Here is a 14461-nt window from a genome sequence, read left to right on the forward strand (position 1 = left end):
TTGTGGTTTGTTTAAATTTATTTTTTTGAGTTGTAATCGAACAACATATCGATTAAAGTGATAGAAGCATCTTCCATGCTGTTTACAATACTATCGATTTTAGCGATAATGTAATTGTAAAAAATCTGAAGGATAATCGCAACGATCAAACCAAATACAGTTGTTAAAAGTGCAACTTTAATACCACCAGCTACAAGAGAAGGGTTCATATCACCAGCTGCTTGAATTTTATCAAACGCAGTAATCATACCTATTACAGTACCCATGAAACCAAGCATCGGTGCAATAGCGATAAATAGAGAGATCCATGATACGTTTTTCTCAAGTTGTCCCATTTGAACACCTCCGTAAGCAACTACAGCTTTTTCAGCTAAGTCTATACCTTCGTCGGCTCTATCAAGACCTTGATAGTAAATTGATGCAACAGGACCTTTTGTGTTTCTGCACACTTCTTTAGCAGCGTCTATACCACCACTGTTTAGTGCGTCTTGAACATCCTGAGCTAATTTTTGTGTGTTGGTTGTTGAAAGGTTAAGGTAGATAATTCTTTCAATAGCAATTGCCAATCCTAGAATTAAACATAGAAGTACAACCCCCATAAATCCAGGACCACCCTCTACGAAACGTTCTTTTAATTCTTGATGGAATCCTTTATCAGCAACATCGGCAGAAGCCGTTTCGTCCTGAATAAAAGATACTGTTGCTGCTGCTACCAAAGCTTGTGAGCTGGTTGGTAATGTTTGCGCTGTTGAAGCGTTTGCGTTTAACGTGCCTACAAATACCATTGCGGCGAGCGCCATAATAGAAAATAATTTTTTCATTGCTATCGACTTAAAGTTTGTTTTTAGTTAAAGGTTTAAAGATATAAAATAATTTAGTTAATCTACAAGAATATTAATATGTACTAAAAAGGAATTTCCAATCCACCCTAAATAGGTTAATATCAGCTTCCTTTTTAAATTTTAATGAACTTTTATACTTATATATAGTATCAATTTTTCTTGATTGAAATCTGTTAATTATCTTAATCAAGTTTATCCTTGCTACTATTGCATTTATTTCTACTTTATTTAGTTGCTAGATCACGCTCTTTCATTACCTTAATAATGCAAAAATATACTCGCAGAGAGGAAGGGATTCGAACCCTCGATACGCTTTTGGCGTATACACACTTTCCAGGCGTGCGCCTTCGACCACTCGGCCACCTCTCTAAAAAATGTTTTTTAGCTCAGAACAAATCTGAAGCAAAAATTTATTTCAAATATTCGAATCGAACACCTACTTATTAGTTACAAAAAAAGGTGCTTCCGCTTAACGAGTGCCAAATATCAAAAAAAAATCAACGCCATAAAAAAAAATAACAGATTAATTTACTGCATTTCTCCTCTTAATGAGGTTTCGAATATAGTTTTGAAGCTATTTGGAGATACATTTTCACCTAATAAGTACATTAATTTAGCCAATGCAGCTTCTGTAGTGCTATCCTTTGCACTAATTACCCCCATTTTTTTAAGCTCTGTACTAGTTTCGTAAAGACCCATGTTTACGCTTCCACCAGTGCATTGGGTTACATTTATTACCGGAACTCTTCTTTTTATAACATTCTTAAGCGAATTGATAAACCATTCTTCAGTAGTTACATTACCTGCACCGTAGGTTTCTAAAACTAAACCTTTCATTTCAGGATAATCGAATAAATACTTAATAGTTGACTCATCTATTCCTGGAAAAATCTTAACCAACAGTATATTGCTCTCCATCGTTTTATGAACTTTAAGTCTTTTTCTGCGGTTTGGTTTGTAAAGCGCTTGATTATTAACCACTAAATGCAACCCACTTTGAACCAATTCTGGATAGTTTGGCGACTCGAAAGCCTCAAAATGCTCTGCATTAATCTTAGTTGTTCTATTTCCTCTATATAGTTTGTACTCAAAATAAAGACAAACCTCCGCAATTTTCGGAACGCCCTTTTCTCGTAACGATGCAATTTGAATGGAAGTAATTAAATTTTCTTTTGCATCGGTACGTAAATCTCCAATTGGAAGTTGGGAACCAGTAAAAACCACAGGTTTTCCTAAATTCTCCAACATAAAACTCAATGCCGATGCCGTATATGACATTGTATCGCTACCGTGCAATACTACAAACCCATCAATTTCATCATAGTTTTCTTCAATAATAGTAGCTATATCTACCCAATACTTAGGGTTCATATTAGAACTATCAATGGGTTCAGGAAAAGAGGTTGTAGTAATATTACAGTCTAATAATTTAAGTTCGGGAATATGATTTAATAATTCATCAAAATTGAAATTGCGCAAAGCACCAGTTTCAAAGTCTTTTATCATCCCGATAGTTCCACCTGTATATATAAGGAGTATGTTAGGTTGGGTTTTCATATTAATCTCTAAGCTTTTAAATGAAAAATAAGATGTTGCGATTTAAAAGGTTTCACGATAAGGCTCTTAGTCATCAAACTTTAAAAACCGCTTTGGAATTTTCAGTCGTTATACGAGCCACTTCTGCTTCAGAAATATTGTATAACTCTGAGAGTTTTTTACAAATTAAGGCCAAATAACTACTTTCATTACGTTTTCCTCGATAAGGAACCGGAGCAAGATAAGGCGAATCGGTTTCCAAAACGATATGTTTCAAAGGAATTTGGTTTAAAAAAGTATCAATCTTTCCATTCTTAAATGTAACTACACCACCTATCCCCAATTTCATATTAAATGAAATAGCTCTTTGTGCTTGTTCAAAATCTCCGGTAAAGCAATGGAAGATTCCAAAGAGGTCTTCACTTTTTTCAGTTTCTAAAACTTCAAAAATTTCATCAAAAGCATCACGACAGTGTATTACTATAGGCAGTTTGTATTTTTTTGCTAATTGAATTTGGCGTTTAAACGCTTTTTTTTGGATTTCTAATGTAGAAGTATCCCAATAAAGATCAATTCCTATTTCGCCAACGGCAAAGAAATCTCGTTTCTCAAACTGTTCTTCTACATGAGCTAATTCTTCTTTATAGTTTTCTTTAACTGAAGTTGGGTGTAGGCCCATCATTAAGAAAACATTTTCAGGATATTCCTTCTCTAGATCATACATAGATTCGGTAAAACCTGAGTCTATTGCAGGGATAAAAAAACGTGTAACCCCTGCATCAAATGCACGTTGCATCATATCTGCTCGGTCATCAGAAAAGGCGTCACTATATAAATGGGTATGGGTATCTGTCATCATATCTGCAAAGCTACTTATTTTGTTTACTATCTTTGAGCAAAAAAATTGATGCATTTACGAGAATTTCTTGAAACCCAAGGTTTTTATCGCATTCCACTTAAAAAATTAGCAACAGGGCATTATTTATTCTCGGCTAAAATAAATGGTGTTTCAGGCGATTTCATTTTAGACACTGGTGCTTCTACCAGTTGTGTAGGCTTCAAAAACAGTACTCACTTTAAACTTATTAGTGAAGAGAGCATGATTAAAGCTGCTGGTGCCGGAGCTATAAACATGGAAACTATGCTTTCCAGAAAAAACATTTTTGCAATTAAGAATTGGAAGATTTCTAATATGGATTTTGTGTTATTTGATCTCACTCATGTAAACGCAGCATTAGCACAAGTTGAAGAAGGACCTATTCACGGTATTATTGGAGCCGATTTTCTGAAAAAGAATCGCGCAGTTATCGATTATGGAAGAAATTGCTTTTATATAAAGCTACCGAGTCTTTAACTAAAAGAATTATTGTATTTTTTTAAGTACATTTATAGTAAATAGATGATAATATAAACGTGCTCAAGAACCTAGCTATATTTTTTATTATTATTGCGTTATCCCCCATTTGGGGATTCAACGCGCATGAAATTGAGTATTCTGGATTTGCTCAAATCGAACAATCTAGAACTGAAAAGTTAGCAACTTTAGACAGTCTTATTTCCCTAAATAAGAAGACTAATATCGATGCTTTTATTCAATACAGTATTGAATACGTTAAATTAGCTCAAGAACTAGACTTTATAGAATCTGCTGCTAAAAAAGCGATCGATCTACAACGTCCACTTACAAACTTTCGCAACGACCCTTTAAACGCAATAACCGTTATAAACAGCGTTCTCGCGCGAAAGTATAAAATAAACGACAGCTTATTACTTGGAGGTTTATATCTAAAACGAGGTATGGCAAACACACAAGTTGATGCTAATAAAGCAATCTCCGATTACAATAAAGCATTTTTAAATTTCTCTTATTGCGATTCACTTAGTATTGCAGAAACACATTATTATCGCGGGCAAGCATACTCAAGTTTAGGAAAATTCATACTTGCAGGTGAAGACCTACACAAGGCATATTCGATTTTTGAAAGTCAAAAAAAGTACGACTGTATGATTACTGCTCAGCAAGGAATCATTAATATGTTTAGTAGAAATGGTTTTTATGAAAAAGCAAAAACAGAAAGAAATGCCCTAATAGAGAAAATTAGAAAATTAAAATTAAACTCCTTCTTATCTCAAGAGTACTATAATCAAGCCATTGATTACCACAAAATGGGCGATAAAAATGCTGAATTTAAATCTTTGCTTTTAGCGGTAGAAAACTTTGATAATGAAAAGTCTAATAAAACTGTATTTATAAACATTCACTCAAGTCTTGTAAACTACTACTGCGAGCGATTCCAGATTAAAGAGGCAAACATTCATTTAAACCTATTAGAAAATATAAAACTTGACATTCTTGAAGACCAAGTAACAAAAATTAAATATTTAGGTGCAAAGGCTAAATTTTTACAAACCACAGGTTATTACGAAGAAGCTGAAAAATTTGCCGTTCAGTGTTTAGAAATCGCCCAAAGCATTAATTCTGAAGACGATATAATGAATTCTTACAAATTCTTATCAGAAATCTACTTTGATATGAAAGAGTACAGAAAAAGCATCGAAAGTAACCGCGCCGCATCTTTAATAAAAGATTCCATTTACAATAGAAGTACCGCAAATGCATTAGCTTACTATCTTTCTTTATATGAAACTGAAAAAAAAGAAAAAGAACTAATTGAAAAAAACACAAACATTAGCTTACTAGAAAAGGACAATGAAATTTTTAAAAAAGCAATGGTTTTTGGTGGAATAGCTTTAATCCTAGCTTTCGGAGTTGTTATTTTATATCGGAATCAAATACATTTAAGAAGTAATAAAGATCTTCAAGAAAAATTCAGTCAGGAATTACTTATTTCTCAAGAAAAAGAACGTCGCAGAATATCGAAAGATTTACACGATGGAATAGGGCAACAATTACTACTCATAAAAAACAAACTGATTAAAAAAGGCACCCCAGAAGTTAAAGAAATGGTGAATCATACTATTGAAGAAGTACGAAGCATATCAAGAGACTTGCACCCATTTCACCTTCAAGAACTAGGAGTTACCAAAGCCATAGAAAACACAATTAGGCAAATAGATGAAAACACATCCCTTTTCATTTCTTCAGAAATAGATAATATAGATAATTTATTTACTAAAGAAGAGGAGGTCAACATATATAGAATAGTTCAAGAAAGCTTAAGTAATATTATAAAACACGCAAATGCTGAAGCTGGGAAAGTTTCTATTAAAATATTGTCAAACAATATACTTATTTCTATTCGCGACAATGGTGTGGGTTTTGATTTTACTGACAAATACCAAGATTTAAAATCTCTTGGGTTAAAAACGTTACTAGAACGCACTAAATTTCTAAAAGGGCAAATGAAAGTAACTTCAAAAAAAGACTTTGGAACATTATTAGAATTTCAACTACCATTATGAAAAAGCATAAACATTCAATTATTATAGCAGATGACCACCCTTTATTATTAAAAGGGTTAAGTGATTTTTTGATTGAGAAAAACTATAATTTAATTGGTAGTGGAAATGACGGAAGGGAAGCTTACAACTTAATTGTGAAGGAAAATCCCGACATAGCCATTATCGACATACAAATGCCGTATATGTCTGGGATTGAAATTGCACAAAAATGCAAAGGCCTAGAAGGTGTTGATACAAAAATTGTACTTATCACTCTTCATAAGGAGAAGGAGCTTTATCAAAAAGCACAAGAACTGAATATATTCGGATATATTTTAAAAGAATTTGCTTTAGATGAAATTGAAAATTGCATTAAAACCGTGTCTAAGGGGGAACCTTTTTTCAGTAATAGAATCATGGAGCTAATTGACATTAATCCTGTTGAAAGCAATGATTTAAAAAAGCTCACGCCCTCAGAAAAAAAGATTCTGAAGCTTATTGCAATTGACAAAACTAATAAAGAGATAGCTTCACTACTATTTATATCCTACAGAACGGTGGAAAAACACAGAAGCAATATTATCAACAAATTAAACTTAGAGGCTAAAACCAATAGTTTGCTTATTTGGGCGAAAGAAAATCATGAAAAATTACTATAAGGTTGTTCTTTTCAATCTTATATATTAATTATTACAAATAAAAAAATCCGGCCAATAGCCGGATTTTTTAATAGATATCTATTCGTTAGATTATAATTCTAACGCTTTTTTCACATCGTTATTCATTAATAACTCAACTGGATTTTCTAATGCTTCCTTAATTGCAACTAAGAATCCAACTGATTCACGGCCATCAATAATTCTATGGTCGTAAGAAAGTGCAACAAACATAATAGGTGCTACTACTATTCCTCCATCTCTTACAATAGGGCGTTCAACAATATTGTGCATTCCTAAAATTGCAGATTGTGGCGGGTTGATAATTGGAGTTGAAAGCATACTTCCGAAAACTCCTCCGTTAGAAATTGTAAACGTACCACCTGTCATTTCATCAACAGTTATTTGACCATCTCTAGCTCTAAGTGCAAGGCGCTTCACTTCATCTTCAACACCTCTGAAACTTAAATTTTCAGCATTTCTAATTACAGGAACCATTAAACCTTTAGGTCCAGAAACGGCAATTGAAATATCTTTAAAGTCGTAAGAAATCTTATAATCTCCGTCAATCATAGAGTTTACATCTGGGTATAGCTCTAATGCACGAACAACTGCCAAAGTAAAGAAAGACATAAAGCCTAATCCTACTCCGTGTTTAGCTTTAAACTGTTCTTTATACTGACTTCTTAATTCGAAAATTGGCGACATATCTACCTCGTTAAAAGTAGTAAGCATCGCTGTTTCATTTTTAGCTGAAACCAAACGTTCTGCAACTTTTCTACGTAACATAGAAAGTTTTTTACGCTCGCTTCCACGGCTTCCTGTTCCTGGAGTACCCATAGATGGAGTTGCCTTAATAGCGTCGTCTTTAGTTACGCGACCGTCGCGTCCACTTCCTTTTACATCTTTAGAAGACATTCCTTTCTCGTCAAGAATCTTTTTAGCTGCTGGAGAAGGAGTACCTGTAGCGTAAGATTTCTTTTCTTCTTCCTTTGGAGCTGCTGGTTTAGAAGGAGCCTCTTCTTTCTTTTCTTCTTTTTTATCAGCTTTAGGAGCATCTCCGCCACTTGGCTTTGCAGCGTCTGTATCAATAATACAAACCACCTGCCCTACTTCAACTGTATCACCTTCTTCAGCTTTTAAAGTAATGATTCCACTCGCTTCTGCCGGAAGTTCAAGAGTTGCCTTGTCACTATCTACCTCAGCGATTGCTTGATCTTTTTCCACATAATCGCCATCGCTTACTAACCATTCGGCAATTTCAACTTCTGTGATGGATTCTCCCGGAGACGGGACTTTCATTTCTAATGCCATATTATTTCTGTTTTATATAAACCTTCGTTTATTAATCTAATAAATTTAAATGTTTTTACTTTATTATTTACAAAGTAAGCATAATTCTTACTTCATGTCTTTATCAAACACGTTTTCAATTACTTTAGCGTGTCTTGCTTTTGAGCGAACAGTACTTCCTGCAGCTGGAGCAGCATACATTTTTCTACTGCAAACTCTAAAGTTTTTAGCTTCTTCAAAATGCATCATTAAATAAGAATAAGCTCCCATATTTTTAGGTTCTTCTTGTGCCCAAACTATATCGTCTGCATTTTTATACTTCTTAATAATCTTATTAATCTCATCGGTTGGCAGTGGAAATAATTGCTCAATTCTTACCAACGCAACATCATCTCTTTTCAATTCTTCTCTTTTATCAAGAAGGTCGTAATAGAATTTACCTGTTACAAATACCAATGATTTTACTTTTGACGCTTTTACCTCCGCATCATCAATAACCATTTGGAATGTACCATTTGCAAATTCCTCCTTAGTAGAAACTACTTTTGGATGACGCAGTAAACTCTTAGGAGTAAATACAATTAATGGTTTGCGGTATTTAGTTTTAATTTGTCTTCTCAATAAGTGGAATAAGTTTGCTGGTGTTGTAACATCTGCAACAAACATATTATCTACAGCACATAATTGTAAGTAACGCTCCATTCTTGCCGATGAGTGCTCTGCACCTTGGCCTTCATAACCGTGTGGCAATAACATTACCAAACCATTTTGAAGCTTCCATTTATCTTCAGCAGCTGAAATATATTGGTCTATCATAATTTGAGCTCCATTACTGAAATCTCCAAATTGTGCTTCCCAAATGGTTAATGTATTAGGGCTAGCCATAGCATAACCATAATCGAAACCTACAACTCCATACTCAGAAAGCAATGAGTTGTAAATATAGAAATTAGCTTGATCGCCTTTTAAGTTGTTTAAAAGAACTACTTCTTCTTCGCTCTCTTCAACTTTTATTACTGCGTGACGGTGAGAGAAAGTTCCACGCTCTACATCCTGCCCACTCATTCTTACATCGTGACCTTCTTTCAACAAACTTCCATAAGCCAATAGCTCACCCATTGCCCAGTCAAGTTTGTTCTTCTCAAAGTACATTTCTTTTCTAGACTCAATAAGCTTAGCTATCTTCTTAAGGAATTTCTTATCCTTTGGAAGCGCTGTAATTACCTCAGCAATTTCATCAAGCATTTTTAAATCAAATGTAGTGTCAACAGGCTCTAACATCTGACCATCTTCAGAATATTCGTAACCATCCCATTCATCTTGCATAAATGGAGTAACGGTTGTTTTATCCTCTTTTCTTGAGTCTTCTAGATTTTCCTCTAGTTTATCCTTGTATTCTTTTTCTAGTTTAGCAACGTATTCGCTATCGATTACCCCTTCACTAATCAATTTTTCAGCATAAATATCTCTTGGATTCTTGTGCTTAGCAATTGCTTTGTAAAGTTTAGGTTGCGTAAAACGAGGCTCATCACCTTCGTTATGTCCGTATTTTCTATAACCTAATAAATCAATAAACACATCACGACCGTACTCCATTCTGAAGTCAAGTGCAAAGTTCATTGCGTGAACTACAGCTTCTACGTCATCTGCGTTTACGTGAAGTATTGGAGATAATGTAACTTTAGCAACATCAGTACAGTATATAGATGAACGTGCATCTAGGTAGTTTGTAGTAAAACCTATTTGGTTGTTTACTACAATATGTATTGTTCCGCCTGTTTTATAACCGTCAAGCTGTGCCATTTGCACAATTTCATAAACTAGACCTTGACCAGCAATTGCAGCATCACCGTGAACAACTATTGGCAATACTTTGCTTGGGTTGTCTTTGTGATGGTCGTCTTGTTTAGAACGTGCAATACCCTGAACTACTGCTCCAACAGTCTCCAAATGTGAAGGGTTTGGCGCAATGTTCAAGTTGATTTCTTTTCCTGAATCTGTTTTACGTTTTGAAGTCCAACCTAAGTGGTACTTAACATCTCCATCAAAAATATCGAGTGCGTAATCTTTACCGTCAAATTCACTGAAAATATTCTTTGCACTTTTTCCGAATATATTTGTAAGAGTACTTAAACGACCACGGTGAGCCATTCCCATTACAAATTCTTCAACACCTCTTTCTGCTGCGTTTTCGATAAGAGTATCTAAAGCTGGAATTAAGCTTTCACCTCCTTCTAAAGAGAATCTTTTTTGCCCTACATATTTAGTGTGAAGGAAATTCTCGAAAGATACTGCCTCGTTAAGCTTTTTAAGAATATGCTTCTTTTGGTCTACAGTAAAGTTTGGCTGATTGTCGTTAGCATTTAGTCTTTGCTGAATCCAATCTATTTCTTCGGGTTTACGAAGAAACATATATTCCATACCTATAGATTCGCAATAAATTCTCTTAAGGTGCGTGATGATTTCTTCAAGAGTATTTTCCCCTATACCAATAATTTCTCCCGCTCTAAATTTCGCTTTCAAATCGTCTTGTGAAAGTCCGAAATTCTCAATATCTAAGGTTGGGGTATAAGTTCTACGCTCCCTAACTGGGTTTGTTTTTGTGAAGAAATGCCCTCTTGTACGATAGGCATCAATTAATTTTATTACTTGGAATTCTTTAATTACATCAGCACAAATTGCACCTAGATCATAATCCTGAGGATCTGTTGAAGCAACTACTGAATCCGCAAAGAATTCTTGACTTCCTGGCTCTGAGCCAAAATCAAACCCTTGGAAGAATGCTCTCCAACTTGGTTCAATGCTATCTGGGTATTGTAAATATTTTTCGTATTGTTCTGCGATTACAGATGGATGAACCGCGTTTAAGAATGAAAATTTATCCATGATAAATATACAAATGGTCTTTTAAATAAAACGGTACAAATTTACAATAATTAAGCACAATAGGCGGCTCGATTTCATATATTTATTGTTTGAAACTCATAAAGTATTCATAATGGAAAAGACAGTATATAGACTAATTGCTAAATTATTACTAATTTTAGTAATATTCTACTCAAATAATGCGAATGCTCAGGAGAAACAGTACAACTTTTGGGACCATGTGCGATTTGGTGGTGGCGTGGGTTTAAATTTTGGAAACGGTTACTTTAGCGGTACGCTAGCTCCAAGTGCTATTTATCAATTTAACAATCAATTTTCTGCAGGAGTAGCACTTACAGGAACTTACGCAAGTTTAAAAAACAACAATTCTGCAACTATTTTAGGTGGAAGTGTGCTCGCACTTTATAACGTAATTCCTGAAATTCAGCTTTCAGCAGAGTTTGAAGAATTAAACGTAAACCGAACTTATAAATATATAGGTAGCCCCGATGTAACAAGAAATTATTGGTATCCTGCCCTATATCTCGGTGCTGGATTCCGTAGTAATAATTTTACTATGGGAGTTCGATACGATGTACTTTTTGATAAAGATGAAAGCATTTACGGGAGTGCCTTTGCTCCATTTGTAAGAGTGTATTTTTAAACGTTTCGCTCCATCAAGCTATTTCCAAACTGACGAAGCATTTCTCTTTTCGCATCAGCAATGTTTATTTCGTTTAACACAGAATAAGCCAAATTACTGTATTTTTCAATCTCAACTTGAGTAGCTTTCGCCGCTCCAGAGTTAACAAAAATATCCTTAACCGTTGAGATTTTATCAGCTGGATCTTTTGGATTAATACTGTAAAGATGTTCCAATTCTTCAGCTTGAACTTTACTGCTATGTTCTATTGCTATTAGGTAAAGAAAAGTTTTTTTGTTTGCAATTATATCGCCACCAACTTGCTTCCCAAATGTTTCTGGGTTGCCAAAAACATCTAAGTAATCGTCTTGCAACTGAAATGCAATTCCAAGATTTCTCCCAAACTGATAGATTTTATCCTTATCACTTTCAGAAGCATCAGCAACAATAGCTCCCATTTTCATAGCCGCTCCAACCAAGACAGCGGTTTTATGGTCTATCATATTAATGTACTCTTCTAACGAAACATCATCACGAGTTTCAAAATCCATATCGTGTTGTTGCCCTTCACAAACTTGTAAAGCAGTTTCACTAAAAAGTTTAGCTAAATCCTGAAATGTGTTCGGATTGTAATTTTCAAAAAATCTATATGCTAAAATTAGCATAGCATCACCGGAAAGAATACCTGTATTTACATCCCACTTTTCGTGAACAGTTGCTTTACCTCTACGTAAAGGCGCGTTATCCATAATATCATCGTGAATAAGCGAGAAGTTATGGAACAACTCTACTGCCATTGCTGCAGATAAAGCCTCTTTATAATCTTTTCCAAAAAAATCACAAACCATCAGCGTTAGGGCTGGTCTAATTCTTTTACCTCCTAATGAAAGAATATACTTAATAGGATCGTAAAGTTGAGCTGGCTCGTTTTGAGAAACTGCTTTTTCAAGATTTTGATTGAGAAGTGTGTTGTATTTCGATAAAATTTCCATTGAATAAAAAATTTTGGCTAAGGTAAAATAAGCATTGCAAATGCACACAATTTATAACCGAAAAAGAGTTGAAACTTAAAAAGTAGATTTCTCCTTTTGAAGAATAACACAAAAATTTATTCATCACGCCCGCTATTACATCCTCACATCCAAAATGTTAAATAAAATAAAACTTTGGAAACTACTATTGTTTTAAAAGTTTCCACAACCTATCTTTGCACCCCATTATGAAAGAACGAATAATCCATAAAGCTACAGACCTCTTTTTAAAGCTTGGTTTTAAGAGTGTTACCATGGATGATATAGCTCAAGAGTTAGCTATATCAAAAAAGACGATTTACACACATTTTAAGAATAAGACTGAACTTATTAAAGAATGTGCTTGGTTTATGCTAGACAATATCACGACTGGGATAGACGAAATATGTGCATTAGATATAAATCCGATTGAAGAATTATTCAAGATTAAGAAATTTATAATGCAGAAATTGAAGGATGAACATTCATCTGCACAATATCAGCTAAACAAATATTACCCCGAAATAAGTTCGAGTATTCATAAGAATCAGCTTGAAAAAATGTTGGAAAGCACCCAAAAGAATATAAAAAAGGGTATAGAACAAGGCTTATACCGTAAAAACCTTGATTCAGATTTTATAAGTCGTCTCTATTTTATGGGGATAACCAACATTCACGACCAAGCATTATTTCCTATTGAAAAGTTTTCATCAAAATATAGGGCTGAAGAATACTTAGAATATCATTTACGAGGAATTGTAACACCTGAAGGATTAATGACACTAAATAAATACCTTAAAGAACATCACACTAATGATTAAAAGAATTTTAATAGTCAGTATTATACTGTTCAGTTTTGCAGGATTTTCTCAAGAGCAAAAAGAATATAGTTTTAGTCTTGAGGAAGCAATTCTATTTGCTTTAGATAGCAATTACACTTCTATTAATGCTAGACGTGACATTGCTAAGGCCATAAAGCAAAAGTGGGAAACTACAGCTCAAGGGCTACCGCAAATTAGCGGAAGCGCAACTTATCAAAACAACTTAAAACAGCCAGTAACTTTGCTTCCTGGGGAGCTTGCAGGTGGAGAACCAGGCACATATCTTCCAGTAACTTTTGGAACAAAGCAAAATGCCAATGCAGTAGCTACTTTAAACCAACTTATTTTTGATGGCAGTTATCTTGTAGGTTTAAAAGCAGCAAAAACATTTTTAAAATACTCCGAGAATTACAATGAAAAAGTGCGTTTAGAAGTACGCAAAGGTGTTATTAACGCCTACGGAAGTGTTCTACTCTCTGAAGAGTTGGTAGCTATTTTTGAAAAAAACAAAACCAATCTAGAAAACAATCTTTTTGAAACCAGGAAAATATTTGAAAATGGATTGGCCGAAGAAGAGAGTGTCGAGCAGCTAGAAATTACACTTTTAGACATCGAAACACAATTAAGCAATGCCAAAAGAAGTCGGAAAATAGCAAAGCAAATGTTCAACCTTTCTTTGGGGATAGATGTTGACACACCAATTATGTTAACAGACGATTTAGCCAAATTAGCAAATGCAAATATTAGTCTTGCACTTTTAGACAATTCAATAAATTTTGAAGAGAATGTAGATTTCAAAATTGCAAACAATCTTGTTCAACAACGTTTTTTTGAAAATAAATTAGAGAAGAGTAAAGCACTACCAACTCTTTCGGCCTTTATAAATTACGGCACATCGGCAAATAGTGAAGATTTTACATTTTTCAATGGAGACCAAAAATGGTATCAATCCTCAGTACTAGGTGTAAGTTTGAACATTCCTATCTTTAGTAGTGGTATGCGAAGTGCTGCGACACAACGCACAAGAATTGCTTTAGACCAAGCTAAAACAGATTTAGAAAACACCAAGCAAGAAATTAAACTCGATTTAACTACAGCCCAAAGCAATTATCAATTCGCAATCGAGAATTATGAAAATTCTAAAAAGAACTTAAGATTAGCAGAGCGAATTGAAAATAAAAATCAGGTAAAATTTACTGAAGGCTTATCAACGAGTTTTGATTTACGACAAGCACAAACACAATTATATACAGCGCAACAACAATATTTTCAATCGATGTTGAATGTAATAAACGAAAAAGCAAATCTGGAAACAGTTTTAAACATCCCGCAATTACGAATAGTTTCGGATGAAATAAAAGGAAAATATTAACCCTACCGACTTAAATAAATC

Annotated in this window: 12 protein-coding genes and 1 tRNA gene; 6 read left to right on the forward strand and 7 right to left on the reverse strand. The window is 34.2% G+C overall.

Going from position 1 to position 14461, the window contains the following annotated elements; genetic code table 11:
- Positions 1 to 17: 17 nt before the first annotated feature.
- From FHP04_RS10780 to FHP04_RS10795, 4 genes are all read right to left on the reverse strand, one after another.
- Positions 18 to 821 (reverse strand): MotA/TolQ/ExbB proton channel family protein, encoded by an 804-nt coding sequence (locus tag FHP04_RS10780; protein ID WP_139856154.1) that lies wholly within the window; start codon positions 819 to 821, stop codon positions 18 to 20.
- A gap of 302 nt (positions 822 to 1123) precedes the next feature.
- Positions 1124 to 1211 (reverse strand) — tRNA-Ser (locus tag FHP04_RS10785).
- Between the two features lie 159 nt (positions 1212 to 1370).
- Positions 1371 to 2399 (reverse strand): asparaginase, encoded by a 1029-nt coding sequence (locus tag FHP04_RS10790; RefSeq protein WP_139856155.1) that lies wholly within the window; start codon positions 2397 to 2399, stop codon positions 1371 to 1373.
- A 73-nt stretch (positions 2400 to 2472) separates the two neighbouring features.
- The gene (locus tag FHP04_RS10795; protein WP_246051417.1) at positions 2473 to 3291 is read right to left on the reverse strand and encodes a TatD family hydrolase; all 819 of its coding nucleotides are present in this window, start codon (positions 3289 to 3291) and stop codon (positions 2473 to 2475) included.
- Between FHP04_RS10795 and FHP04_RS10800 the strand changes: the two genes are divergently transcribed.
- The 3 genes from FHP04_RS10800 to FHP04_RS10810 are packed head-to-tail and all read left to right on the forward strand — an operon-like array spanning position 3286 to position 6439.
- A complete protein-coding gene (locus FHP04_RS10800; RefSeq protein ID WP_139856201.1) occupies positions 3286 to 3732 on the forward strand; it encodes a retropepsin-like aspartic protease in 447 nt (148 codons plus the stop codon). The two genes, FHP04_RS10795 and FHP04_RS10800, sit on opposite strands and share 6 nt — an antisense overlap.
- Before the next feature lie 59 nt (positions 3733 to 3791).
- Positions 3792 to 5801 carry an ATP-binding protein gene (locus tag FHP04_RS10805; RefSeq protein ID WP_139856156.1) on the forward strand — a complete coding sequence of 670 codons (2010 nt, stop codon included), beginning with the start codon at positions 3792 to 3794 and terminating at the stop codon, positions 5799 to 5801.
- Positions 5798 to 6439 carry a response regulator gene (locus tag FHP04_RS10810; RefSeq protein ID WP_139856157.1) on the forward strand — a complete coding sequence of 214 codons (642 nt, stop codon included), beginning with the start codon at positions 5798 to 5800 and terminating at the stop codon, positions 6437 to 6439. Before FHP04_RS10805 ends, FHP04_RS10810 begins: the two co-directional genes overlap by 4 nt.
- Positions 6440 to 6529: 90 nt before the next feature.
- Here the strand turns inward: FHP04_RS10810 and odhB are convergent, their stop codons facing one another.
- Positions 6530 to 7750 (reverse strand): 2-oxoglutarate dehydrogenase complex dihydrolipoyllysine-residue succinyltransferase, encoded by a 1221-nt coding sequence (gene odhB, locus FHP04_RS10815; RefSeq protein WP_139856158.1) that lies wholly within the window; start codon positions 7748 to 7750, stop codon positions 6530 to 6532.
- Between the two features lie 87 nt (positions 7751 to 7837).
- Positions 7838 to 10615 (reverse strand): 2-oxoglutarate dehydrogenase E1 component, encoded by a 2778-nt coding sequence (locus FHP04_RS10820; RefSeq protein ID WP_139856159.1) that lies wholly within the window; start codon positions 10613 to 10615, stop codon positions 7838 to 7840.
- A 112-nt stretch (positions 10616 to 10727) separates the two neighbouring features.
- Between FHP04_RS10820 and FHP04_RS10825 the strand changes: the two genes are divergently transcribed.
- A complete protein-coding gene (locus FHP04_RS10825; protein ID WP_139856160.1) occupies positions 10728 to 11258 on the forward strand; it encodes an alpha-ketoglutarate decarboxylase in 531 nt (176 codons plus the stop codon).
- Here FHP04_RS10825 and FHP04_RS10830 read toward each other — a convergent pair.
- Complete coding sequence (locus FHP04_RS10830) at positions 11255 to 12229, reverse strand: polyprenyl synthetase family protein (protein WP_139856161.1); 975 nt, start codon at positions 12227 to 12229, stop codon at positions 11255 to 11257. The two genes, FHP04_RS10825 and FHP04_RS10830, sit on opposite strands and share 4 nt — an antisense overlap.
- 227 nt (positions 12230 to 12456) lie before the next feature.
- Between FHP04_RS10830 and FHP04_RS10835 the strand changes: the two genes are divergently transcribed.
- Together FHP04_RS10835 and FHP04_RS10840 are read left to right on the forward strand one after the other, a co-directional pair.
- Positions 12457 to 13068 (forward strand): TetR/AcrR family transcriptional regulator, encoded by a 612-nt coding sequence (locus FHP04_RS10835; RefSeq protein WP_139856162.1) that lies wholly within the window; start codon positions 12457 to 12459, stop codon positions 13066 to 13068.
- The gene (locus FHP04_RS10840; RefSeq protein ID WP_139856163.1) at positions 13061 to 14440 is read left to right on the forward strand and encodes a TolC family protein; all 1380 of its coding nucleotides are present in this window, start codon (positions 13061 to 13063) and stop codon (positions 14438 to 14440) included. Before FHP04_RS10835 ends, FHP04_RS10840 begins: the two co-directional genes overlap by 8 nt.
- Positions 14441 to 14461: the final 21 nt, after the last annotated feature.

Origin of the sequence: Aequorivita sinensis, assembly GCF_006346335.1 — a bacterium.
Classification (GTDB): domain Bacteria; phylum Bacteroidota; class Bacteroidia; order Flavobacteriales; family Flavobacteriaceae; genus Aequorivita; species Aequorivita sinensis.